This window comes from Paenibacillus sp. P13VS (assembly GCF_015143645.1).
GTDB classification, from domain to species: domain Bacteria; phylum Bacillota; class Bacilli; order Paenibacillales; family Paenibacillaceae; genus Paenibacillus; species Paenibacillus xylanilyticus_A.
Genome location: NZ_WYEV01000003.1, coordinates 966710 through 992578, shown reverse-complemented (window position 1 = coordinate 992578; position 25869 = coordinate 966710). Strand labels below are relative to the sequence as shown.

Below are 25869 nucleotides of genomic sequence, written 5' to 3'. Positions count from 1 at the left end.
CAGACTCTAAGAAGGAGTGTAGCATTTTGAGTATTGAACTTGTGTGGGCTATGGGTGAAAATGGCGTTATTGGCTTGAACAACACCATTCCATGGCGATTGCCCAAAGATATGGCTTTTTTTAAGCGTCGTACGTTAAACAAAACGATTATTATGGGTCGCAATACGTGGGAATCCTTCGGTGGTAAGCCCCTCCCGCAGCGCCGGAATATTGTGGTCACCAGAGATCTGAACTACAAGGTAGAGCAGGCAGAAGTGGTGCATTCCATTGAGGAAGGTTTGGAGGCTACCAAAGGAGAGGAGCTATGTGTAATCGGTGGCTCACAGGTATACCGTGAGTTCCTCCCGCTGGCGGACCGGTTGGTGGTTACCAGGATCCATGAGGAATTTGAGGGAGACACCTTTTTCCCGGATGTGGATTGGTCTGAATGGGAGCTGAAGGAGCAGATTGAGGGCGAGCAGGATGAGAAAAATGTGTACGCCTATACGTTTGAGTTTTACGAGCGCAAACGCTGAAGTTAACCTGTAAGATGATCATTCATTAGAAATTTGATTGTGTGAAATGAAAAATAGAAAAGGCGCTGATTGACGAAATATTCGTGAACAGCGTCTTTTTTTATTTATTTTTAAAAATGTAGGTTGATCTCTGCCATGATTTGTTGTTTACACGAATATAACATTTGTAACCAAGAGGAATTGGGGCTCAAGAATAAGCTTTTCAACATAATTAGTAAAATAGTATAAAAGTTATGGGCATTTACCGTTGTAAAGCCCTAAATTCGAGTGAATATTCGGAATTAGGAGGTGTATAGGACTGACTTGCTTGATTTTAATGGCAAATTAGCTCACATTTACATGACGTTCATTTTGTTTTTCGACATAATAAACGTTAGATCAGACTTTTGATCATCAATTTCAGCTCCAAAATAAGGGTATTGACCACAGCTAAAGCTGACGATATGATGTATAAAATACAAATAATTATGCGGATAATCCATTTAATATTCAGTTGTCGAAATGCTACTATAATTGAAATATCTTTGAGAAGTTTTTGTGATACAATAGACAAAAAACTCAGCATGAGTAATCCATTTCATATAGAACCATGCCAATGAAAGGATTAAGACGAGAACGGATGGGGGAAAACGTAAGATGTCTACACCTACTGGATTTATGGAATACAAACGGCAGCTGCCTGCGGACAGGGAGCCGGCTGAGCGGATTAAGGATTGGGAAGAGTTTCATAAACATATGGCTGAAGAAGAGCTCAGAACACAAGGTGCACGATGCATGGATTGTGGTACCCCGTATTGCCATACAGGTATAGATATGATTGGCGGAACGTCGGGCTGTCCTGTGCATAACCTGATTCCGGAATGGAATAATCTTGTATATCGTGGATTGTGGAGAGAAGCGCTTGATCGTCTGCACAAAACAAATAATTTTCCGGAGTTTACAGGTCGTGTCTGTCCAGCTCCATGTGAAGGATCTTGTACTGTTGGTCTGATCGGCCAGCCGGTTACCATCAAAACGATTGAAGAAGCTATTATCGAAAAAGGATTCGAAGAAGGCTGGGTGGTTCCCCAACCTCCGGAGAAACGTACAGGTAAACGCGTTGCGGTCGTTGGTTCTGGCCCTGCAGGTCTTGCGACAGCGGCTCAGTTGAACAAAGCAGGCCATACGGTAACTGTATATGAGCGTTCGGACCGTGTCGGCGGTTTGCTGATGTATGGTATTCCAACAATGAAACTGGACAAAAAAGTGGTGCAGCGTCGTGTGGATCTGCTTGAAGCGGAAGGCGTTCAGTTCGTCACAAACACCGAGATTGGCAAGGATATTCCTGCTCAGCAATTGGTGGACGAGTATGATGCTGTCGTGCTGTGTGGTGGAGCTACGAAGCCGCGGGAGTTCAATATTGAAGGAAGCGACTTGAAAGGCGTACATTACGCGATGGACTTCCTGAATGGCAGTATCAAAAGTTACCTGGATTCCAACCTGGAAGACGGAAACTACATTTCTGCAAAAGATAAAGACGTTATCGTTATTGGTGGCGGAGATACCGGTTCGGACTGTGTGGCTACATCGCTCCGTCACGGTTGTCGTACCGTAACTCAATTTGGTACGCATACCCAAGCCCCAATGGAACGTGATCGCATTAACAACCCTTGGCCGCAATTCCCTAACGTTTACACCTTGGACTATGCACAAGAGGAAGCGAAAGCATTATTCGGGCAAGATCCGCGTGAATTCTCCATCATGACAACCAAATTTGTTGGAGATGAAGAGGGCAACCTCAAAGAGCTGCACACGATTCAAATCGAGCGTATTGTCGATGAAACAGGTCGTAAGATCTATCAGCCAATCCCTGGAACAGAACGCGTTTTCCCTGCACAAATGGCAATGATCGCGATCGGGTTTGATGGTCCAGAGCAAACGCTGGTTGAACAGCTGGGACTTGCAACAGATCGTCGTACCAATGTTAAAGCTCGCTACGGCAAATACAATACCAATGTGGATAAAGTATTCGCTGCAGGTGACATGCGTCGCGGACAAAGTCTGGTTGTATGGGCAATCAATGAAGGACGCGAAGCTGCTCGTGAAGTAGACAAATACCTGATGGGTGCCACCGTTCTTGCTTAATTTGAACTAAGCAATAATTGCATAAATTATATCGAAACAAAAATAGTGAAGTAAAAAAACAACTCTCGCTTTTAGTGGGAGTTGTTTTTTTACTTCACTATTCCACCTGCGTAACAAATAATTTGAGCTAGTGTGCGGTATAGCATTGCATTTTAAGTAATAAAGACTTATTATTAGATTATAATAATTATAAATAAGATGACAAATGACCTTGTTAAATAGAGAATTAAATCCGGAGGTGCGACCAGTTATGGCAAGAAACCGGGAGAAGTCCATTACAGAACAAATATTTGACATTAAAAAGCAATTGGTAGACAAAGGATATAAATTGACACAACAACGTGAAGTGACTGTACGTGTGCTGCTTGAACATGAAAAGGATCATTTCAGTGCGGAGGAAGTGTTTCTGCTGGTGAAGGAGCAGTTTCCTGAGATCGGCCTGGCAACCGTATATCGGACATTAGAGCTGCTAAGTGATCTTCAGGTTGTAGAGAAGATTAATTTTGGAGATGGTGCTGCACGCTTCGATCTGCGGAGTACAGATGGCTCCCATCATCACCATCATTTGATCTGTACAGAGTGCGGAAAAGTGGAAGAAATTATGGAAGATGGGTTGCTTCGTCTGGAGCAGCAGATTGAACGTCAATACGGATTCGCCGTGACGGATCATCGTCTTGACTTTCAGGGCGTATGCAGGGAATGCAGGGAAAAGCAGGCCGTAAATGAACAAGCAGCAGGTTAATTGTTCCACGGAGGATGCTCCCGGAATCAAAATCTGATATAATAGGATTCAGAAGCAAGGGGCTTCCGTGGGCGGAAGGCCCCTTTTTGCCGTCATGCGGACGGTGAAGGAGGAGAGATGGACGGATGAAGACATTGGTTATAGCGGAAAAGCCTGATATGGGTCGAACCATTGCCGCCGTCATAGAACCAAGAGCCAAGAACAATCGCAGTTATCTTGAAGGTGAGCATTACATTATCACTTGGGCGATTGGTCATCTGCTCGGGCTTGCTGAACCGGATGCATATGATACGAAATACAAACGATGGAATATGGCGGATCTGCCCATTATTCCGGATCAGTTCAAAATCGTGCCGAATCCCAGAACAAAAGATCAACTGAAGATCATTGGAGAGCTTGCCAAACGAGCATCATCGATCGTAAATGCATGTGATGCCGGGCGTGAAGGCCAGTATATTTTTGCATTGATTCAACAGCAGTTGAAGCTGCGTCAGCCAGTTAAACGACTATGGATTTCGGACCTGACTGCAGAGAGCATTAAGCGTGGCTTTGATGGGCTTAAGGATGCATCAGAGTTCGAAAATCTGACTCATGCTGCTCGCGCCCGAAGTGAGGCCGATTGGCTGATTGGCATGAACGCATCACGTGCCTTTACGACTCGGCATAACGCGCTGTTATCTGTGGGACGTGTACAGACACCGGTTCTTGCGTTGATCTATGATCGGGAAATGGAGATTGAGGCATTTCAATCACAGACATTTTATGAAGTCGCCGCCTGGTTCCGTCAGGAGGGTGTAGAGTACAGAGGCTTACGCCAAGGGGACAAGCTCACAGACGCGGAGGCTGCTGAAGCGATAGCGAGCAGCGTGAAGGGCAAGACCGGACATATTACCAAGTATGAGGCGAAGCAAACGAAGGAGTATCCGTACAGACTATATGATCTGACTCTGCTGCAGCGTGAAGCCAATGCCAAGTATGGGTATGGAGCGAAGAAGACACTGGACATTGCACAGGCCTTGTACGAGAAACACAAGGTTATTTCCTATCCGCGGACGAATTCCAACTATGTTACGGAACAGAATATTGAGGGTATGCACAAAACATTAAACCTGCTGAAGAACGGCCCCTATAGTGAATTGGCCATTGGTGCAAAGCCAGAATTGGTTCATAAAAATAACAAGGGAGTCTGCAATCCTTCCAAGGTTGAGGATCACCATGCCATTTTACCTACGTTAAAAAGGCCAGGTACCTTATCGAAGGATGAACAGAACATCTACGATCTGATCGTCAGACGGTTTTTGTCTCATTTCTATCCACCAGCAGAGTATAAACAGCATACTGTACTTACTGAAGTAGAGCAGCATCAGTTCAAAACTTCTGTGAAGGAACTGCTGTCACTCGGGTGGAAAGTCGTTCTGCCTTCTACGGATCAAGAGCAGAATGGCTCGGGAAAGAAAAAAACGAAGAAGAACAATAATGAGGAAGAAGAATCCGAAGAATGGACGGATAAGTCGTTCTCTGTGCAGCCAGATCTTCCAGTGCAGTGCAGCAAGAGCGAGTTCAAGGAAAAAGCAACCCAACCTCCCAAAAGTTATACGGAGGGAACTTTGCTGAAAGCGATGGAAAGTGCGGGGAAGCAGATCGAAAACGAGGAACTGCGAGATGCCATGAAGGACAGCGGTCTGGGCACGCCAGCAACACGAGCTGCAACCATCGAGAGGCTCAAAAATGTTGGTTATATCACGATGCAGGGCAAAAAGATGCAGCTGACGTTAAAAGGCCGAACAGCGATCGAATTGATTCGGCGAGCCGGAGTTGATTTGTTAACCTCTCCGGAGATGACTGGACAATGGGAGAGAAGATTGTATCAGATCTCCAAAGGGGAAGCCGGTCAGGACAAGTTTATGGAGAACGTGAAGAAATTTACGATGTCCATCATTGATAAGGTGCGTGTACAAGCTCCTGCACCTGCATACGCCTTCGGGGAAGATTCACGCGGGGGACGTGGCAAAGGCAAGGGAGCAAAATCCTCAAAATCAGGAACGAAAACAACAGCGAGAACAGCAGCATCAGCTGCCAAATCAACACGGCAGTCTTCAGGATCAGTCTCCAAATCGAGTAACACAGCAGTGTCAGTAGCAAAGACTGCATCTGCGAGCTCGGCAAATGCCGGTGTTCGTGAGCCCTTGGCATCTTGTCCCTCGCCGGGATGCACCGGTCAGATTATTGAGGGAAAAAAAGGCTATGGGTGTACGCGATTTAAGGAAGGCTGCGGGTTTGTCATCTGGAAAGAGTACGTTGGCAAAAAAATAACCAGTACGATGTTAAAGTCCTTGATCGAGAAGGGAAGCACTCAGGTGCTGTCTTTCAAACGTAAGGACGGGAGTACGGTTAAGGCTAAAATCATCCTGCAGGATCTATCTTCGGGCAAGCTGTCAGCTGAAAGGCAGGAGTAGTAAGGTTGTTCAAAAAAATAAAGAAATCACAGATGTGATGTAAACAAAAAAAGGACCCTTAACCCAGGGTCCTTTTTTGCTGCTGCTGCTGAATATTCTCATGAATGACCTGAGGCACCTCTTCGAGAGCGGTGATGGTGTACATCGAAGTCTCCGGATTGGGCTGAAGTTCAACAATGTTATACTGCCATTCATTGGGTTGTTTAATATATATGCTATGGATTCCAGCCGTGACTGCTGGCAAAATATCCGTGCGTAATGAGTTTCCGATCATCCATGTTGTTTTGCGGTCGAAGGGGCCGGAAGATAAAATGCTTTCAAGTGCTTCGACGTTTTTATGCTGCCTTATATAGATACGGTCATCGAAATAAGCAGATAATTTCATCTGATCAATCTTCCGTTGTTGAATCACCGTTTCGCCTCCGGTATACAGATAGAGGGCATGTCCAGCTGATTGCAGGCTTTCCAGTGTCTCAACCATGTGAGGGTAAGGTTCAACCTCCCGATCATATACACTCATACCAAGCTTCGTGAGGAACGTTTCTTCTTCAGTGGAAGTGGCTCTTGCATATTTCTGAGAGAAATAGCGATACGTATCAATCAGAGACTGTGGAAAATGGTGACTGGCGAATCCGACCTGGTTCACACCGGTCACGTCAATCTCCAGTTGTTTGTCACGAATGTCCTGGACGGTTAATGCGTGATGGTCAAACCACTCCTGCATGTTCTCGAAGAACTCACCGAGGACTAAGTTGAAATATTTGTTGCAATAGACGAGTGTATCGTCCAGATCGAAAATGATGTGCTGTTTAATCGTGTTCATTTTAGAAAATCACTCCTTGCTGCCGGCAACTCCAGTTACATCCTTATTTATATGCGTATATAGGATTCTAGGAACATGTTCAATTCAGACACGCCATCCGGCCGGATACTGTATTTCTCTTTGCGGTTACTGCCGAGCAGATGGGTACGAAGCAAACCTGCGACACGCAGCGCCATAACCTGATCTTTCACCATGTCTTCGTCTTTGTTCAATTCTTCACACATCTCCGCAAGCGACTTCGGCTCATCGGATACATAACGAAGCAGGCGAAGTCGTTCGGGATCAGCCAAAGCATGAGTAAAACGAAGCAAACAGGTTGGCGGCTGATCTTCATTCTCTTCAGGAGTATCAACCGGGTATTGCATAATCATCATGCCTTCGTAGAAGCAGTAAATATTAATTGGACGGTTATGTACTGTGGGGAATAGAATCACTTCATCTAATCCGGGCATTGGCTCCACAATAACACCTGCTGTAGCATATTCGATAAGCAGTTCAGGTCCCATTTTCTCCAAAAGAATTCGCTTCTCCTGAGCGTCCTCTTCCAGCCAGGTACGATAATCGTCACTTATATTCTGGCAGTAATGCTGGTCCCAGAGACGTAGAAGCGGCACGTAACTGTCCCGAATACGACTTGTTTCTTCTATTGTAATACTCGGCAGAAGAGGAGATACTCGTGCAAACAATTCCTCTGCAGGCAGACTCGCAAGCATATTGAGAAAATCCTGATTCTCTGAAGAGCAGGTCCGGTAGGCGGCCCATGCGAACAAAACATCAAAATCATCAAAAGGCCAAGTCGACGCAGGTGCGAGAGCAGCACGTACGTTGGAACTTAGTTTGCCTTCCACTTCAAGAATCCATTCGGGTCCAACATCCAGATGTTGAATCCATTTTTTCGTGACATATACAAGAAAACTGTTCAGCATTTCATATATCGGTGAAACATCAATCTTGACATGATAAGTCATAACGATGCAGAATCCTCCCGTCACATCTAAATGTACGCAGCGACTTATGTACTATTATGGCTTGTTTTGCAGGGCGTTGTCCACTATAATGTTCAAGTCCGGGGCAAAAGCACCGGTGAAGCAGCGCTTTATCATATGAATATGAATAACATGCGAAAAGTCGTCAGCGATGGCGATTTTTCTTTTGGTTGTCCGCAGGAGGAATGAAATTCGTGTCATCCATTAATGTCGCAAAATCATCACATTCTACATCCAACTATCTGATCCTGATCATCGTTATAGTTGTAGCAGGGATTAGTCAGGGACTGTTGCTTCCTGTACTATCCATTTTTCTGGAGCAAAAAGGGGTATCACCAGGGTTAAATGGCCTCAATGCAGCAGCGCTGTATGTAGGTTCCTTTGCAATGACTCTGGTCGCTGAACGGCTGCTCGGAGCGGTTGGTTTCAAAAAGCTGATTGTCGGCGGCCTGTTATTTGTTATGTTTCCCCTGATTCTTTTTCCGTATTTACCGGATATTAAAATATGGTTTATTCTTCGTCTCGTCGTTGGTATAGGCGATAGTGCATTACATTATGCTGCTCAGCTCTGGGTCCTTCTCGTGACAGCACCCGAAAAGAGAGGTCGTTACATATCCCTATATGGAATGTCCTACGGACTTGGCTTCAGTATCGGCCCATTGGGCATCAAGCTGCTCGGATTTGGTGAGGCTGTGCCGTTCTGGGTTCTTTTCATTTGTATGGTGGCCGTGCTTCTGCTTGTATTAATGAGGCTTCCGGATACCAAACCGGAAAAAGCAGAGCATGGTCAGCTTCCGGAACGCCGCTTCCGCCGCAGCTGGGCCTGGGCATGGTATGCGTTAATACCAGCTCTACTTTATGGCTATATGGAAGCCGGGATGAACAGCAACTTTCCGGTATATGGCTTGCGGATCGGTTTAGACGCTAATGAGATCTCATCTTTACTGCCGTTTGTGGGAATAGGAGGTTTGTTTCTGCAGTTACCTCTGGGCATCCTCAGTGACCGCTTTGGACGTAAAAAAGTGTTAATGTCTGCTGGTATTGCAGGCGGGGTGATGTTCATGCTGGTACCTGTGGCCGGAACTCACTTTTGGTGGACGCTGGTACTCCTGACCGTAGCAGGTGGCTTGGTAGGGTCGTTTTTCTCGCTTGGACTTGCCTATGCAGCAGATATTTTACCAAAGGCACTTCTTCCTGCAGCAAACGTTGTGGCCTCATTCCATTTTACGATAGGCAGTATTCTGGGGCCGAATTTGGGTGGGCAGATGATCAATTGGATCTCACCCGGAAGCATGTTTATCCTGCTTGGTTGTTTTTATCTGCTTTTTGGTGCCGCAGGTGTCCTATTCCAACATAAACCAAGTTCTCATTCTGTGTTAAAATAGAAGCTGGTGTTCGCATGGAAATTGATGTCCATTTCCGAGTACACTATATAGTAGGGAAAAACATGGACAAGAGGAGACATCGCGATGATCAGAGTTGAGAATTTGAGTAAATCCGTTGGAGCGGACCGTGTTCCGGTTCTGCGGGATATACGATTTGATATGCAACAAGGTGAAATGATCGCAGTAGTCGGTTCAAGCGGCAGTGGAAAAAGCATGCTGCTCAAGTGCCTGGCCATGATGGAGAAATGGGATGGCGGCCGATTTACGGTTGACGGTGTCGAAATTTTGAAAGAAGGCTGGTCCGGCAAACGGAAAATTAAACGTGAATGGGCATACTTGGAACAGAATCCTCAGCTCTATCCTAGAAAGTCAGCACTCAAAAACGTATTGATCGGCCGGTCTGGTCAGACGCCTTGGTGGAGAATGGTGACTGGAATGGTCCGTTCCGATGATTACATGGGTGCCATGGATTATCTTGAAGGCCTTGGACTTTTGGATAAAGCTCATCAAACTGCAGAAAAGCTAAGCGGTGGTGAGAAGCAGCGCGTAGCGATTGCCCGTGCACTCGCCCATGGGGCGAAAGTCATTCTCGCGGATGAACCAGTAATTGGGCTTGACCCACATACTGCCGACACAGTACTCGAGACGCTGCGGAAACTGTGCGAAGAAGAACGGGCAACGGTTATTGCCGTGTTACCCATTGAGATGGCGGAGAAACATGCAGCTCGCATCTGGGGTCTTGCAGAAGGCAAGATTGCCTTTGATATACGTGGACGTAGACTGACACAGAAGGAAAAAAACATGATTTAAACTATTGAAATGAGTGATGAAATTGCTTAACTCAAGATGGGGGCGCCTGTTAGCGTGTGGAGCAGTGACAGTGGTGCTCGGCTCCGTTCTTAGCGGATGTACGGTCATAAGCGACCCCAAGGGCTTGATGAAGAAACCCATGCTGTCCACGGACAAAGAAAAATTGTTTTACGTTGTTCAGAAAGAGCAGCCGCCAGAGAGCAATCTGATTCGTCCCAAAGACATGAACAATACCAGCATGATTCGTGTTGAAGATCTCGACGGGGACGGCACGCGCGAAGCTATCGTATTTTACGAAACACCCAATGAGAATGTGCGTATCCATGGCATGCTCCTGGAGGAACAGGGAGATACGTGGGTTAAGAAGCTGACGTTTGACGTTCCGGGAAGTGAATTGCAATCCTTTAAAGTGTTGGATATCACAAACGATGGAAACCCGGATATCATCCTCGGTGTGAGTCTGCAAGACCAAAAAGCACTGACGGCGTATTCATATAATGGCGGTGCACTTGAGCAGGTATTGGGTGGAGTCCCTTATAACCAGTATATTATTGATGATCTGCAAGGTAACACACTGGACATGAATGGGGATGGAAAAAGCGATTTTGCCATTGTAGCCCTAAATAACAGTGGGTTTGCAAGTGTAGCGTTGTATCAGTATGACGAAGGCAGCTTTAAGGAAGTTGATCGGCTGCAAACCGATTATACCGTTAAAGAGATCTACAATGCGCTTGGAGGAGAAATCGCCAAGGATAAGATGGGTATTGTGCTGGACACAGAGCTGGATGACCGCAGTTCTTTTTCACAACTGATTTATGTGAAGGATAACAAACTGGTGAATGCCTTCAAATCCCCTGATCAAACCTATAGAGATGACAAAATTTTAAGCGGTGATTTCAACAATGATGGTATTATTGAATTTGGACTAAAGGAAACGCCAAAGGGCTGGGAACATTACGTGTTTGACTCCCGCATGTGGTTTTATACCTTTTATCAATGGGATGGCAAGGATGGAAAAGAATTTGTTTCGTTCCAGTATCGTGATGATGCCAATCTGTTTCATTTAAATCTAAAGCCGGAGTGGTACGGGAAGATTACCATTGATACCAAGTCGGAAAAAGAAAAATATATTCGATTTAAAATGATTGATACGGATGAAACCGTGGGTGAAATTAAATATTTCACGCTTTCTCAGTGGGAACAGGAAAAAGGAAAGAGATGGAAGGAAATTACCCGAACAAACGACCGGGTGATTGCTTCACGTAATGCGCAGGATAGTAATGATGGATTACTTGATAATATGTCTCAGCTGAACAGAAAGGGAGAACTAAATGAGTAAAGTACTTATACTTGAGGATGAAGAATCCATCCGCAGTTTTATCGTTATCAATTTGAAGAGAAACGGGTTCGAAGTGCTTGAAGCAGGAGATGGGCATGAAGCACTTCGCATCTTGCAAACTGTACCCGATATTGACCTGGCTCTTCTTGATGTCATGGTACCTGGAATTGACGGTTTCGAAGTGTGTCGTCGCATCCGTGAAACCAATGAACGATTGGGCATCATTTTCTTGACGGCCAAGGTTCAGGAACAGGACAAGGTATATGCTCTTTCTGTTGGAGCTGACGATCATGTAAGCAAACCATTCAGCCCGACTGAACTGATCGCACGAATCCAATCCTTGCTGCGCAGAGTGAATGTGCACCGGGAGACTGCAGCTAAAGTCACATTCCAATCGGGGCCGTTTTCTCTTGATTTAATCTCCAAACAATTTAAAAAACAAAATGAATTGATTGAATTGACTCCAACGGAATTTTCACTTATTCAATTCTTCCTGGAAAAAGAGAATACACCACTTAGCCGTGATTTGCTCCTGGATCATGTATGGGGCAAGGAATATATGGGAGATCCCAAAATTGTGGATGTGAACATTCGCCGCTTACGCCAGAAAATCGAGAATAATCCTTCCGAACCTGAATACCTGCAGACTGTATGGGGTCACGGTTATAAATGGAAGGGCCGGGAGCAATGATTAAAAAAGGCATCACCAGGCAGATCGTACTACATTATTTTTTCGTAGTTCTGCTTGCTCTGTTATTGGTGGAATTTATTTTTATGCTTGCGGTGCAGCGGTATTATTACGAGAGTATCTACAATACCATCAGCTCTCATATTTCCATGTCAAAAGACTTTTTGGAGCCCATTGCCCGCGAGGATAATGCGGATAACGGTAATCTGTCGAAGTTACTTTCTAACCTGGAATTATCCAGCACAGAGCTCGAAATTCTGGATCTCAATGGACGAGTTCTTGCCAGCTCTGCGGCCTTCGAGTCTGACCGGGCTGTGATGCAGACAAGTGATATTATGCAGGCCATAAATGGCAATACGGGACGGTGGGTAGGCAGACAACCGGGCACCGGTGAGCAAGTCATGGCCGTTTCGCACAAACTTGATCTGGGTGGCGAGAATACGTACATTGTAAGATATCTGACTTCACTGGAAAATGTAAACTCAAAGCTGCTAGTCATGGGATTGCTTGCCGTTGCCGTCGGGATTGCCGTTATGGCCATTGTCCTGATTATCAGCATTGGTATGGCGAACTCCATCGTGCGTCCCATTAACAATATTACCGCGGTATCTGCCCAGATGGCGAGAGGACGTCTGGATGTCAGAGTCAAAGGAAACTATAAGCACGAACTTGGTGAACTGGCATCTACACTGAATTTTATGGCTCATGAGATTGTTCGCAGTAACCAGATCAAGGATGATTTTATATCATCCATTTCCCATGAGCTCAGAACACCACTGACCAGTATCAAAGGCTGGAGTGAAACGCTGGATTCAGGCGGATATGATCCGGATGAAACACGTATTGGCATGAGCATTATCTCGAAAGAAACCGAACGCTTGATCGGGCTTGTCGAAGAGATGCTGGATTTCTCCAAACTGCAGCAAAATCAGATGAAGCTGGTCAAAGGTACGGTCAGCATTCGCGAGATTGTGCAGGAAACGATGTTAAACGTCTGGGCCAAAGCGGAACAAAAGCAAATACATTTGAAGCTGGAAACAGATGAGACCCGTGCTTTTAACGTGCATGGTGATGGAAATCGCCTAAAACAGGTATTCCTGAACATCGTGGATAATGCAATTAAATTCTCACACGAAAATTCGTGGATTTATCTGTCGGTAAAAGAAGAGGACGGGAAGATCATAGCTGCTGTGCAGGACACCGGGATCGGGATTAGCGAGGAGCATCTCATCAAGGTACGTGATCGGTTCTTCCAGGTCAATCACCAGAATGGTGGAACAGGATTGGGGCTTGCCATTACGCAAGAACTCGTGGAACTGCATGAAGGAACAATTACGATACAAAGTGAACTAGGATCGGGTACAACCGTCACGATAGAACTGCCCGCTTTGCCGGAAGAAGAGATCATAACCGAGCATCCGGTTGATGAACTCCCTTCAGAAACGCATCAAGAGAGCGGGGAACAACACATCAAACCGGGTTCAGATACAGGCAAAAGCGAATAGACATCCGATTGACAATCGACACCTTCTGAAAGCACCAAAAAAGGCGAGCCATTAACGGCTTGCCTTTTTTGGTATATTATGAAGAGAGTTCGCCAGCGCGCAAGCGACCGGTTTTCTCATATACTTCTTTCAGAATACGTGCAGGCTGAGTGCGGACTGCCGGTTTGGCAGATACAACCTCATTCGGGCCTACAACGACAATTTCATCAGCCGTGCCTTTGACAATGGCGCCGTCCTTGATAATGGCACCTTCACCAATAATGGCACGTTCGATGTGAACACCTCTACCGATACGGGCATTTGGCATAATTACACTGTCTTTGACTTCAGAAGCTTTTCCTACTTCAGCACCGCAGAAGATAACAGAGCGCTCTGCACGGCCTTCAATGGCGCATGACTCATGAACCATGGAGGACGCATGCTCAGCACGGGAATGACGAGCTTTGTGAGCACTTAATTTGGTTTTCCAGTCACGAGTGAACATCGGCCAATGTTCTTTGTGAAGGCTCCAGTTTTCTTCGTTATGCAGCAGATCCATGTGAGCATCCCACAAGCTTTTTACAGTACCAACATCTTTCCAGTAACCATCAAAGTTATACACGAAAAGAGAGTTGTTTTCATTAAGCATTTGAGGAATAACGTCTTTACCAAAGTCATGACTGGAATTCGGATTAGCCGCATCCAGCAGAAGATGGCGTTTCAGATACTCCCAATTAAACATGTAAATCCCCATGGAAGCCAGGTTGCTTTTTGGTTCAGCAGGCTTTTCTGCAAATTCGGTCACACGCATATTTTCATCCGCAGCCATAATTCCGAAGCGATGTGCTTCATCCCAAGGAACTTCCATGACTGAAATAGTCGCAACCGCTTTGTTCGCTTTGTGGGATTCCAGCATGTCGCGATAATTCATGTGGTAAATGTGGTCTCCCGACAAAATTAGAACATTTTCGGGGTTTTGCTGGTCAATATAGTCCATATTTTTATAAATGGCATCCGCCGTTCCCAAGTATTCGTCATTTCCTGTATGATAAGATGGAAGCAGGGAGATTCCTGCCTCTTCCGAATTCCCATGTCCCCATGGTTCTCCTCCACCAATGTGATCGTGTAAAGATTCAGCTTGGTACTGCGTCAATACTCCAACCGTATCGATTCCTGAGTTTACGCAGTTGCTGAGAGGAAAATCGATAATCCGGTAGTGCCCGCCAAACGGTACAGCGGGTTTAGCAATACTTGAGGTCAATGGGGCTAATCTTTTCCCCTCTCCTCCCGCCAGTAACATAGCGATGCAATCTTTATTAAACATAATCGTTTCCCTCCCAAGATATTTGTCCAGTGTAGTACTTACATAAACGCAAAGTGGAGCTGTTGAAACGATGTATACTGTAAAATTCCTGTAAAATTACAACATTTTTTTAAACACGTCATTTTTCTTTTCAACTTGGCTAGAATGGGGTAATGGTTAACGTTATATCTATTTTCTAGGGGAAGAAGGTGATCTCTTGGCCATTCAACCATTGGCAGATCCGGCCATTTCGCCGGAGGATATCTATTTGTTTCATGAAGGAAACCTTCATCACAGTTATCGAATATTAGGCGCACAGCCTGCGACTGAGGATCATCGTCAGGGGTATCGCTTCACTGTCTGGGCTCCAAATGCCAAAGAAGTAGGACTGGCTCTTGACCGCAATGATTGGAAAGGTGAACAGGCACCTTTATATAAGATACCCGATTCTGGATTTTGGACTCGTTTTTTTCCGGAAATCAGTGAAGGAACTTTATACAAATTCCGTATTTTAACGGAAAACGGAACAGAACTGCTAAAAGCAGACCCGTATGCATTCCACGCCGAAGTTCGGCCTCGGACTGCTTCCATTACAAGTTCCATCCAGGGATACAAATGGAACGATGGTGCATGGAGACGGAAACAAAGGGCTGTATATAACAAGCCTTTACATATTTATGAGATGCACATCGGAACATGGAAGCGCAAGGAAGACGGCTCTTTATACAGTTATAGAGAGATCGCGGATCTGCTCGTTCCTTACTTATTAGAAATGAAATACACACATGTGGAGATGATGCCGCTCAGTGAACACCCTTATGACCTTTCCTGGGGGTATCAGAGTACGGGCTTCTTCGCCCCGACAAGCCGCTTTGGAGGTCCTCAGGATCTAATGTATTTAGTGGATACACTACATCAGGCTGGAATAGGAGTACTGCTTGATTGGGTGCCTGCTCACTTTGCCAAGGACGCCCATGGTCTGCGTTTGTTTGATGGCACACCGCTGTTCGAATATGCAGATCCATTGCTGGCTGAGAGACCAGGGTGGGGCACCCTAAGTTTTGATTATTCGAAACCGGAAGTTCGTTCATTCCTTATCTCCAATGCGCTGTATTGGATGGAAATGTATCACTTTGATGGTCTGCGTGTAGACGCGGTTACCAGCATGTTAAGGCTTGACTTTGAAAAGCATTCTGGCCAATTTCGTCCCAATGCAGACGGGGGCCTGGAAAATAAAGAAGCTGTTGCCTTCTTGCAGCAACTCAATGAAACGATTTTCAAGTATTATCCTTATGCGCTGATGATGGCTGAAGAGTCCAGTGCATGGCCGATGGTCACGTCTCCTGTTGACGTAGGCGGACTGGGATTCAATTATAAATGGAACATGGGTTGGATGAACGATACGCTGGACTATATGAAAACCGATTTCCACGATCGTCCGTCGAAGCATCATTTGCTGACATTTCCAGTGGTGTACTCCTTCTCTGAGAATTATGTGCTGCCTCTGTCGCATGACGAAGTCGTACATGGCAAAAAGTCCTTGCTGGACAAGATGCCTGGATCGTACGAACAAAAATTTGATGGCATGCGAGCTTTCTTGGGTTACTTCATGACTTTCCCAGGCAAAAAGCTGCTCTTTATGGGCGGAGAATTTGGCCAGTTTATTGAATGGAAAGATGAGGATGAGCTGGATTGGTTTTTGCTGGATTATGACAGTCACCGCAAACTCCACAAGTTTGAACGTGACCTGTCTGAGCTGTACCTGAGCGAAAAAGCTTTGTGGGAGCTTGATCATTCCCTGGACGGATATGAATGGATCACTCCGGATGACCATAGCCAAAGTGTCATTTCATATGTACGCAAAGGAAAAAAACCTGCGGATACACTCCTTGTGCTTGTTAACTTCCAGCCGGTCAAGCGGGAGCGTTACCGGATTGGTGTCATGCGTCCCGGTATGTATGCCGAAGTTCTGAACAGTGATCATCCCGATTACGGGGGATCAGGTATATTGAATGATATGCAGATAGCTACCGAAAAGATTCCTTTTCATGGCCATCCCCACAGTCTGGAGATTGTTTTGCCTCCGCTAAGCGTGGTTATTCTAAAAAAGAATACACGTCGGAAAACGGGTGAGACAGCAAATGAAGTCGCATCGGTCAGACCAAAAGCACTCAAAAATACAAATAAGACCACTGCCAAAACAAAAAGGGGGAAGAAGGCGTGAAACTTTTATTCGCTGCTGCTGAGGGCCATCCATTTATCAAAACGGGTGGACTCGCTGACGTTATTGGAGCTTTGCCTCAAGCCTTGAAAAAGGCTGGGGCAGATGTTCGTGTCATTTTACCCAAATATAAAGGGATCCCTGACGAATATAAGGAGGCCATGAAGCCGGTTATCGTGACGGATGTTCCACTGGGCTGGCGCAGACAATACTGCGGCATTGAGATGCTCGTCCATGACGGAATCCCGATTTATTTTGTCGATAACGAATATTACTTTGGCCGTGACGGAGTCTACGGGTATATGGATGATGGGGAGAGATTTGCTTTCTTCAATCGCGCGGTACTTGAGGTATTGCCGCTGCTGGACTTCAAGCCGGATGTGCTTCATAGTCATGACTGGCATGCGGGAATGATTCCGCTGCTGCTGAAGGCACATTACGCACATGAGCCATTCTATAGTGAGATCCGTACCGTATTCACCATACATAATCTGTTGTATCAAGGTGTATTCCCGCATTCGTTATTCAGCGATTTGCTTGAACTGGACGACCGATATTTCACCATGGATGGCGCAGAATATTATGGTAATGTCAATTTTCTAAAATCTGGTATTGTCTATTCAGACCATGTAACAACAGTAAGCCCCACCTATGCACAGGAAGTGAAAACTTCCTATTACGGCTACGGCTTGGACGGTCTGCTTAGCTCGCTTGGCGAACGTTTTACCGGAATTGTGAATGGTATTGATACCAAGAGTTACAACCCGGCGACGGATAACAAAATCCCGGTGAAGTACAGAACAAGCCTTTCCAAGAAAACGGAGAATAAGATTGAGCTGCAGAAAGAGCTCGGGCTGCCTGTCCGTCCAGACGCACCTTTGATGGTCATGGTTACCCGTCTTGTTGACTCTAAAGGACTTGATCTCGTTTGTCGCATATTGGATGAGCTGTTGTATTATGATGACATCCAGTTCGCCGTATTGGGAACAGGAGATCCTGCCTACGAGCATTGGTTCCGGGAGGCGTCCTATCGTTATCCACTGAAAATGTCAGCCCAAATCAAGTTCAACGATGGATTATCCCGTCGTTTCTATGCAGGAAGTGATATATTTCTCATGCCTTCCAAGTTTGAACCGTGCGGTATAAGTCAGCTGTTAGCACTCCGGTATGGCAGTGTGCCGCTTGTCCGTGAAACGGGTGGTCTTAACGATACTGTGCAGGCATACAATGAGTTCAGCGGTGAAGGGAACGGCTTCTCGTTTACCAGCTTTAACGCACATGACATGATGAATACGATCCGTCGTGCAGAGAAGTTGTATCGCGAGCCCGACCACTGGAAGAAGATTGTGAAAAATGGCATGAACGGGGATTACAGCTGGGATGTTTCGGCTGATGAATACATGGACATTTATCGCAGCATTACTGTTGAGAATACAAAATAATGACCAAACCACGGAGCCGCAGTATATATCGTACTGTGGCTTTTTTTGCAGAATAAATCCGGAGCCATGTTGGAATGCCCTGTAGAGGTCGAATGAAGTGAATGAGGTTGAAAAATGGATGAAAGAGAGTTGGTAAAATGGCCAATCATATTAATTTCACCTCCACTTATAATCCGAATCTGGAGGCATGGGGTGGGAATGAAACATTTGATCCTCTCAAGATGAACGCAATGTTTAGTCAGATTTTGGGAAATATTGCTGCGGTTGAATCTTCTATCCCTGGAAATATCATTGACGTTAGAAACTTCGCTCCGGGTGATGGAACTGACCAATCCGCACAGATCAAAGCGTTTTTTGACTCAGCAAAAGAAGGTGATATCTTACTATTCACTCCAGGACACTACAAAGTCATAAAATCGGGATGGTTTTATACGTTTAATGGAAAAGCGGTAACCATCAGAGCTCATCCGGGAGCCGTATTGGAAGTTTCAGATCAGGGTTTACGCTTCGAGAACAGCAACCACATTGAAGTAAGTGGTCTAACGTTAAGGCGTACAACTCAGGCTGGATGGGCCAAGGGGAGAACAGGCATTTACGTAGAGAATTCCAGCAACGTCATATTGCAGAATAATGATATTAGCAAATTTACGGACGGCATTGGCGTGAATGGTTCAACCAGTCAGGAGAATCCTTCAAGAAATGTTATCATTAGAAACAACAAGCTTCACCATTTGGGTGAAGAGCCCATTGCGGTGAGGACCAATCTGGCCTTTGTCATCATTAGCCAAAATGACTGCTACCGATATTTGGGTGATGGAATCCTCATTAAAGCAACCTGGAACGTATTTGTAACGACAAACTTTCTTCATACACCCGTATTGTCAACCGATGCAGACTATACTACGTTTACAGCGGGCCAGCAAGGGTCCAATGTGCCTAAAGTAGGTGGAGGCATTACATGTAACAATGAAGGTGGCGAGACAGGGGCACGAAGCCTCCATATCCATGATAACAGTGTGATCGGAACAGCTTTTGGCGTAGGGCTTATCGGTTTTAGAGGCGCATTTGTCACTTCAAACTTCTTCAGTAATATTCGAAACAGCTCTGTAGTTTCTGTCTCCTTTCTCCCTTCGCAATTCAACCCAAATGATGAGAGCAACCATATTTTTGTGATTCAGGGCAATTATATTGATAGCATTTTAAGGTCGAATCCTACAGCAGCCATTGAGGCCAGAACCAATAACGGGATTGAAGGCATGGATATCGGCGTTATCTCCGATAATATCGTGATTCCTAATGGCAATCATTGGGGAATTATTGCAGACGGAAACATCATCATCAAAGGCAATTATATTGCCAAAGCAGGCATTGCTATGGACTTGAGTAATGGGGTAGTCGCCACCGGCAATATCATTCAGCCTGGTTTTGTCACGACCAATCCTGACCGGATGGTCAGCATTAATGATCATGTGACATTCACAAGCAATTCCATTTCGGGTAAAGGCACATCACTAAAAATTCGTGGATCAAATAGCGTCATAACGGGCAATCGCATGAACTATGATGGGAATTGGTGGGCAGTCCATTTTGATAATGCTAATCGGGTTGTGGAAAATAACATTATCAAAGATAATGTGCTGCTGGTATCGTCTAGTGCTACTGGTCGATATTTATTCGGGTCCAGCGCTTTTTCGAATGGAAAAAACGTCGTGATCGATGTGGTTAAGGACAACAACGGTTCTGTCTATCAACTGGTGAACGACCTTGTACTGACAGGACCCAACTCCACCCGCTGGAGAGTCACTGTTGATGCCAATGGTAATATCAAGGGGACCAAGGTTTAGCAATTATCATAAAAAAACCTCCTAAACACCAGATCGAGGAAAAGGTGCATGGATCTGATGAATTAGGAGATTCCTTTATGAAGGATCTAACTGTCTGTATAGAATTCGATAACCGTAAGGATCGAGTTTAATGTTCATGATGCCCTCTGTGGGAATAACGGGGTCTTCGGTTAGCGCATCTCTCCAGTCCCTGGTCTCCATAGGGTGAGAGAGGGTGCGTACATCAGGCGTATTATTCATCCAGACGGTAAAGTGAAGCTGATCATCCATTCGCTCGTATACGATACAGGGGTCGTTGTGATCCGCTTTCAGGAAGCGGAAGCGCCCTTTGCGAAGAGCCTCATTGCTTTTGCGCAGATCAATCATCAGCCGGTAGAAGTCATAGAGCTCCCGATCTTGCTTGGCAGGGTCCCATTCCATACATTTGCGGCAATCGGGATCTCCTTCACCGCTGATGCCTACTTCATCTCCATAGAAGATACACGGCGTACCGATGTAGGTAAACAGGAATACAACGGACAGTTTTAATCGGCGTTTGTCTTCACCGCATCGAGAGAGCAGGCGAGGTGTATCATGACTGCATAACATATTGAAGATCACTTCATTGGTTTGCTGGGGATACCGCATTATAAGGGAGCCCATTTCATTCGCAAAGTTGTAGCCATCCATGGATCCGCAGAAAAATTCCAGGACTTTGTCGGCAAAAGGGTAGTTCATGACGGAATCAAACTGGTCACCCATTAGCCATGTCAGGGAATCACTCCAAACCTCGCCCACAATATAGGCTTCCGGGTTTGCCGTTTTAACGACCTTACGGAAATCCCGCCAGAAGTGGTTATCCACTTCGTTCGCTACATCCAATCTCCAGCCGTCGAGCTTGATCTCCTTAATCCAGTATTCCGCGACATCAAGCAGATACGCTTTCACTTCCGGATTGGCCGTGTTAAATTTCGGCATATTTCCATAAAAACCGAAGGTATCATAGGTAGGTATACCGTTCTTAATACCAACAGGAAATTCATTGATATGAAACCAGTCTGCATACTTTGATTGTTTTCCATTTTGCAGCACATCCTGAAAAGGCGGGAAATCTTCACTGCAATGATTAAAAACAGCGTCAAGCATGACGCGGATACCACGCCGGTGGCATTCCTCGGTGACTTTTTTGAGTAAATCATTATCTCCAAAATGCGGATCTACTTTTTTATAATCAATGGTGTCATATTTATGGTAGGAGTTGGCTTGAAAGAGGGGAGTGAAATATATAGCATTTACGCCAAGCTTGGTTAGATCATCCAGATGATCGAGGACGCCTTGCAGGTCTCCGCCAAAGTAGTTATCCAGCTCGGGTGTACCTCCCCAGGCATGAGTTCCTTCGGGATTAAGGTCTGGATTGCCATTGGCGAACCGTTCGGTCATGATCTGGTAAAAAACCGCTTCTTTGGCCCATTCGGGAACCTTAAATACATCAATTTCATGAATGTACGAGAATTCGTAATATCCTCCAGTAGGGTAAGGTGGATCTCGGTGAATTCCATTGTCGGCCAGAAATACATTTTCATGACCCGCTGTGACTCGAAAAATATAGGTGAGTCGTTTGAATTTGGGTTTAACCGCAGCCTCCCAGTAGTCGAACATGCTATCCGAAGCAGCCTTTTCCAGTTGGATTTCCCTGTAGGTTCCGTCCCAATCATATTTATCACCGGTCAGTGCAGTCACATAGTCTACATCATCTCTCTTCGTACGTACACGCAGATGAATCGTAGACGTGTTGTAGGCGTAGGCCCACTTGTCACGGGGAACGTGATACATCGCTTCGAGCAGCATGACAGCACCTCCTGTATCAAGATGAGTATAGCATTACATAACCAAGCTAGACAGCAAATGAACCATAAAAGGTTTACATAATTAGTAAAATTTTCATTGTTTTCATCGTTTTCATTTCACAAGCATCTCCAGGTTAGGCTTGAATATACGTATGCAAAATAAAGAAAAGAGGTGTTTTCTGCAGACCGGGTGATATCCGTCCAATCTGTAGAGAACACCTCTTTGGTTGTGTCTGTAAACTTAAAACTTATATTATCGTAGGGCCTGTTCAAACTCTGTTCGAATCGTTTGCAGCAGCTCGGGCTTCGTTAGCACATCATAAGCTGTTGCGGCAATTGCTTTTGCACCCAAGATCATACCATCGAGTGCCCGCTCCTGTAATGCCAGATCGCGGAATTCGATGGAGTGCAGGGTGTGAACCTCATCAACGACACGAATGTAAGGATGAATTGCAGGACAGCGTAAGGATACGTTACCGATGTCCATGGAGCCATGATCATCTCCGCTAACGATCTCGTCTTGTGGAATACCGAGTTCCATGAGGTTTTCACTGAACGCTGCAGATAAAGATTCATTGGTTAACATCTCATCATACGACGTTTCGTAATTCGAAGTCACAAGACGACAGCCTGTTTGGAGTGCGGAACCTTCTGCAATCTGAATGACACGCTGCGTTAGTATGTTAAGCTCTTTTCTGGTTGCGGCACGTACGTAGAATTGGGCTGAAGCATAGTCGGGGATGATGTTGGCAGCCTGACCACCGCTATTAATAACACCATGGATACGGACAGTGCTTCTCACTTGCTGGCGGAATGCATTAATGCCGTTAAAGGTTTGAATAACGGCATCGAGAGCATTGATCCCTTCATGCGGACTGGCCGCGGCGTGAGAGGATTTGCCGTGGAATTCGAATTGCACAGCATCAATGGCCAGAGAGCTGCCCGATTTCTCATAAGCATAGTAAGGATGGGCCATCAGTGCGACATCACAATTATCAAACAGACCTGCTTCAGCCATTGGAACTTTGGCGCCACGAGTTTCCTCGGCAGGTGTGCCGAATACTTTCAACGTTCCTCCAACTTCATCCAGAATGGACTTTAGACCGACTGCAGCGCCCAGGCTCATCATACAGATCAGATGATGGCCGCAAGCGTGACCAATCTCGGGAAGTGCATCGTATTCGCATAACAGCGCTATGGTTGGACCTTTTTTGGCAGCAGCGTAGGTGCCGATAAAAGCCGTATCCAGTCCAAGTACGGGAGCTTCTACTTCGAAACCGTGAAATAACAGTTCTTCCTTTAGGCGGGCAGAAGCAAGGTATTCCTCGTTCCCGAGTTCGGGATTGGCACCAATGTATGATGAAATCTCCTTAAAACGGGAAGCATATTGATCAATAACCGACAAAATTTGTGATTTGGTATGTGTCATCGTGAACTCCTTCGTGCAAAATGAAAATAATTTAGTCATTATATCATGTTTGCTTGGTTTTTTCAGAAACAAGTCAAGATTTGTAAGTTGAAAACTCATTGCATAATCATGCATTGTACTTTATAATGACTCAGGCATCAACATGAGGAAGAACATAATGTATTGTAAGGGGAGAACAGGGTTGAAATTGATTAGTCGTTACACCATGATGCTGTTGACCTTTGTCGTTTTATTGACGGCTGCCGTTCCTTCGGCGCTGGCAAGTGGAACTACGGGCACTTCAGACAGTAAAAAATTGGTTCTTGGCACGAGTGCCGACTTTGCACCATATGAATTCCATAAAGTGATTAATGGCAAGGATGAAATTGTCGGATTTGATATTGCCATTGCCAAAGAGATTGCTGCCGATCTGGGCGTAGAACTTGTCATAGAAGATATGGGTTTTGACGGCCTGCTGCCTGCGTTGCAGAGTGGACGCGTGGATATCGTTATTTCAGGCATGACACCGACAGAGGACCGCAAAAAAAGTATCGACTTCTCGGATACCTACTATAAATCGAAACAAGTCATCATGGTTCGCAATGAGGATAAAGACAAATACCCAACCATGGCTGAACTGGAAAATGAAAAAATCGGAGCACAGAAAGGTTCGATTCAGGAAACGATCGGACAGAAGATTCCTGGAGTCAAGCTGACGTCTCTTGATAAAATCTCGGACATTGTGCTTCAACTTCAGACGAAACGGATCAACGCTGCAATCGTTGAAGATACGGTTGCCGCAGGCTACCTGGACGATATGATTGGACTTGCTCCTGCAGTTCCGGACGAAGAGCAGGTAGCAGCAGCGATCGGGATTCGCAAAGGCAATACGGAGTTGCTTAATGCCGTTAATGGTACGCTTGAACGATTGAAGAGTGAGAATAAAATTGATCAAATGGTAACGGAAGCCAGTCAATTGATGGCAGACCGTGAGGTCGAATCGCCAAATATTTTTGAAGTATTCTGGCAGTACAAAAGCTTCTATGCTACGGGCGTGGGTTATACCCTCTTATTGTCTGCACTTGGTGTAATCTTCGGGGTAATCATCGGTTTGATCATTTGCCTGTTCCGAATGCATGATACAGCAATTTTGCGGTGGATTGGTACGGCTTATGTAGAAGTCATTCGTGGTACGCCGATGCTGGTTCAATTGATGATTATTTATTATGGTCTTGCCTTGACATTTGGTATTACGTTCTCGCCTCTTCAGGCGGGTATCTTAACTCTTTCCATCAATAGTGGTGCTTACCTTGCAGAGATCTTCCGTGCAGGGATTCAAGGAGTTGACCGCGGTCAACTGGAAGCAGCCCGTTCGCTTGGGATGGGTAGAGCCGCGGCCATGAGATTTATTATTTTGCCACAGGCCTTCAAAGCTGTGCTGCCTGCTATCGGTAATGAATTCGTAACGATCATCAAGGAATCTTCCATTATCTCGGTCATTGGTATGGTTGATATCATGTATCAGGCAAGTGTAGTCAAAAACATTACGTACCAAGGAATGAATCCGTTCCTTATTGCAGCAGCCATATACTTTGTATTGACATTTATTTTGTCCAAGCTGCTGGGTCGACTGGAAAGGAAGTTGAGTGCAAGTGATAGACGTTAGACAATTACACAAATCCTACGACAAAAACGAAGTACTAAAAGGCATAGATGTCTCAATTGGCAAGGGCGAGGTCGTTGTTGTGATTGGTCCTTCAGGATCAGGCAAAAGTACCTTCCTGCGCTGTCTCAACCTGTTGGAGCAGCCTACTTCAGGTGAGATTAATTTCGAAGGCGTATCGATCACGGATCCCAAACACAACATTAATGCAACGCGGGAGAAAATGGGGATGGTGTTCCAGCACTTTAATCTGTTTCCGCATAAAACTGTGGAGCAAAACATTACCATTGCCCCGATTAAAGTCAAAAAGCAGTCTGCACAGGAAGCCAAGCAGATTGCCGCAGACTTGCTCAAAACCGTGGGGCTGTTGGATAAAAAAGATGCTTATCCGAGTCAGCTGTCTGGTGGACAGAAGCAGCGGATTGCTATTGCCAGAGCGCTTGCGATGCAGCCGCATGTGATGCTGTTTGACGAGCCGACATCTGCACTTGACCCTGAAATGGTTGGTGAAGTGCTCGACGTTATGAAACGCCTGGCTGAAGGCGGCATGACGATGGTTATCGTTACCCACGAGATGGGCTTCGCCCGTGAAGTCGGTGATCGCATCATCTTTATGGATGGCGGTGTCATTGTGGAAGAGGGGACACCAGATGAAGTATTTGGTCAGCCTAAGCATCCACGTACGCGTGACTTCCTCGGTAAAGTCTTGTCATAGCCTTTGAGCATGATCCAGTCAGTGAACCGCATTAATTAAAACGAACAAACAACGAAATCAAACAACCTTGCTCACGTCACGTTTGCAGGGTTGTT

General features: G+C 45.6%; 19 protein-coding genes. 14 read left to right on the top strand and 5 right to left on the bottom strand.

Annotated features, from left to right (window positions below):
• Positions 1 to 26 precede the first annotated feature (26 nt).
• The 4 genes from GUA98_RS09210 (at position 27) to GUA98_RS09195 (ending at position 5837) form a co-directional block, all read left to right on the top strand.
• A complete protein-coding gene (locus GUA98_RS09210) occupies positions 27 to 515 on the top strand; it encodes a dihydrofolate reductase (RefSeq protein WP_193722798.1) in 489 nt (162 codons plus the stop codon).
• Between the two features lie 636 nt (positions 516 to 1151).
• A complete protein-coding gene (locus tag GUA98_RS09205) occupies positions 1152 to 2639 on the top strand; it encodes a glutamate synthase subunit beta (RefSeq protein WP_095286483.1) in 1488 nt (495 codons plus the stop codon).
• Positions 2640 to 2889: 250 nt separating this feature from the next.
• Positions 2890 to 3381 (top strand): Fur family transcriptional regulator, encoded by a 492-nt coding sequence (locus tag GUA98_RS09200; protein ID WP_227779507.1) that lies wholly within the window; start codon positions 2890 to 2892, stop codon positions 3379 to 3381.
• Positions 3382 to 3506: 125 nt separating this feature from the next.
• Positions 3507 to 5837 carry a type IA DNA topoisomerase gene (locus GUA98_RS09195; protein WP_193722797.1) on the top strand — a complete coding sequence of 777 codons (2331 nt, stop codon included), beginning with the start codon at positions 3507 to 3509 and terminating at the stop codon, positions 5835 to 5837.
• A 58-nt stretch (positions 5838 to 5895) separates the two neighbouring features.
• On the opposite strand, the gene GUA98_RS09190 is transcribed toward GUA98_RS09195, so the two are convergent.
• A complete protein-coding gene (locus GUA98_RS09190) occupies positions 5896 to 6660 on the bottom strand; it encodes an HAD family hydrolase (RefSeq protein ID WP_193722796.1) in 765 nt (254 codons plus the stop codon).
• 47 nt (positions 6661 to 6707) lie between these two features.
• Entirely contained in the window at positions 6708 to 7628 is a 921-nt protein-coding gene (locus GUA98_RS09185; protein WP_153979008.1) for an ArsR/SmtB family transcription factor, read from the bottom strand.
• 212 nt (positions 7629 to 7840) lie between these two features.
• Here GUA98_RS09185 and GUA98_RS09180 point away from each other — a divergent pair, with 212 nt between their 5' ends.
• The 5 genes from GUA98_RS09180 (at position 7841) to GUA98_RS09160 (ending at position 13373) form a co-directional block, all read left to right on the top strand.
• Entirely contained in the window at positions 7841 to 9031 is a 1191-nt protein-coding gene (locus GUA98_RS09180) for an MFS transporter (RefSeq protein ID WP_321573851.1), read from the top strand.
• 84 nt (positions 9032 to 9115) lie between these two features.
• Positions 9116 to 9841 carry a phosphonate ABC transporter ATP-binding protein gene (locus GUA98_RS09175; RefSeq protein WP_127536731.1) on the top strand — a complete coding sequence of 242 codons (726 nt, stop codon included), beginning with the start codon at positions 9116 to 9118 and terminating at the stop codon, positions 9839 to 9841.
• Positions 9842 to 9857: 16 nt separating this feature from the next.
• A complete protein-coding gene (locus GUA98_RS09170) occupies positions 9858 to 11180 on the top strand; it encodes a hypothetical protein (RefSeq protein ID WP_146239907.1) in 1323 nt (440 codons plus the stop codon).
• Positions 11173 to 11871 carry a response regulator transcription factor gene (locus GUA98_RS09165; RefSeq protein ID WP_095286490.1) on the top strand — a complete coding sequence of 233 codons (699 nt, stop codon included), beginning with the start codon at positions 11173 to 11175 and terminating at the stop codon, positions 11869 to 11871. The genes GUA98_RS09170 and GUA98_RS09165 overlap by 8 nt, the downstream gene beginning before the upstream one ends.
• Positions 11868 to 13373, top strand: a complete 1506-nt coding sequence (locus GUA98_RS09160) for a sensor histidine kinase (RefSeq protein ID WP_153979005.1) — start codon at positions 11868 to 11870, stop codon at positions 13371 to 13373. The genes GUA98_RS09165 and GUA98_RS09160 overlap by 4 nt, the downstream gene beginning before the upstream one ends.
• A 76-nt stretch (positions 13374 to 13449) precedes the next feature.
• On the opposite strand, the gene GUA98_RS09155 is transcribed toward GUA98_RS09160, so the two are convergent.
• Positions 13450 to 14676 (bottom strand): glucose-1-phosphate adenylyltransferase, encoded by a 1227-nt coding sequence (locus GUA98_RS09155; protein ID WP_227779506.1) that lies wholly within the window; start codon positions 14674 to 14676, stop codon positions 13450 to 13452.
• A gap of 196 nt (positions 14677 to 14872) precedes the next feature.
• On the opposite strand from GUA98_RS09155, the gene glgB reads away from it, so the two are divergent.
• The 3 genes from glgB (at position 14873) to GUA98_RS09140 (ending at position 20162) form a co-directional block, all read left to right on the top strand.
• On the top strand, positions 14873 to 16879 hold the full coding sequence (gene glgB, locus GUA98_RS09150; protein ID WP_193722794.1) for a 1,4-alpha-glucan branching protein GlgB: 2007 nt from the start codon (positions 14873 to 14875) through the stop codon (positions 16877 to 16879).
• Positions 16876 to 18318, top strand: coding sequence for a glycogen synthase GlgA (gene glgA / locus GUA98_RS09145; RefSeq protein WP_193722793.1), 1443 nt, complete (start codon positions 16876 to 16878; stop codon positions 18316 to 18318). The genes glgB and glgA overlap by 4 nt, the downstream gene beginning before the upstream one ends.
• Before the next feature lie 137 nt (positions 18319 to 18455).
• The gene (locus tag GUA98_RS09140) at positions 18456 to 20162 is read left to right on the top strand and encodes a right-handed parallel beta-helix repeat-containing protein (RefSeq protein ID WP_193722792.1); all 1707 of its coding nucleotides are present in this window, start codon (positions 18456 to 18458) and stop codon (positions 20160 to 20162) included.
• 75 nt (positions 20163 to 20237) lie between these two features.
• Here GUA98_RS09140 and GUA98_RS09135 read toward each other — a convergent pair whose 3' ends face one another.
• Both GUA98_RS09135 and GUA98_RS09130 read right to left on the bottom strand, forming a co-directional pair.
• Positions 20238 to 21989, bottom strand: a complete 1752-nt coding sequence (locus GUA98_RS09135; RefSeq protein WP_193722791.1) for an alpha-glycosidase — start codon at positions 21987 to 21989, stop codon at positions 20238 to 20240.
• A gap of 252 nt (positions 21990 to 22241) precedes the next feature.
• Entirely contained in the window at positions 22242 to 23417 is a 1176-nt protein-coding gene (locus GUA98_RS09130) for a M20 family metallopeptidase (protein WP_193722790.1), read from the bottom strand.
• A 205-nt stretch (positions 23418 to 23622) separates the two neighbouring features.
• On the opposite strand from GUA98_RS09130, the gene GUA98_RS09125 reads away from it, so the two are divergent.
• Both GUA98_RS09125 and GUA98_RS09120 read left to right on the top strand, forming a co-directional pair.
• A complete protein-coding gene (locus GUA98_RS09125; protein ID WP_415753015.1) occupies positions 23623 to 25062 on the top strand; it encodes an ABC transporter substrate-binding protein/permease in 1440 nt (479 codons plus the stop codon).
• Positions 25049 to 25774, top strand: coding sequence for an amino acid ABC transporter ATP-binding protein (locus GUA98_RS09120; RefSeq protein ID WP_153978998.1), 726 nt, complete (start codon positions 25049 to 25051; stop codon positions 25772 to 25774). The genes GUA98_RS09125 and GUA98_RS09120 overlap by 14 nt, the downstream gene beginning before the upstream one ends.
• Positions 25775 to 25869 lie beyond the last annotated feature (95 nt).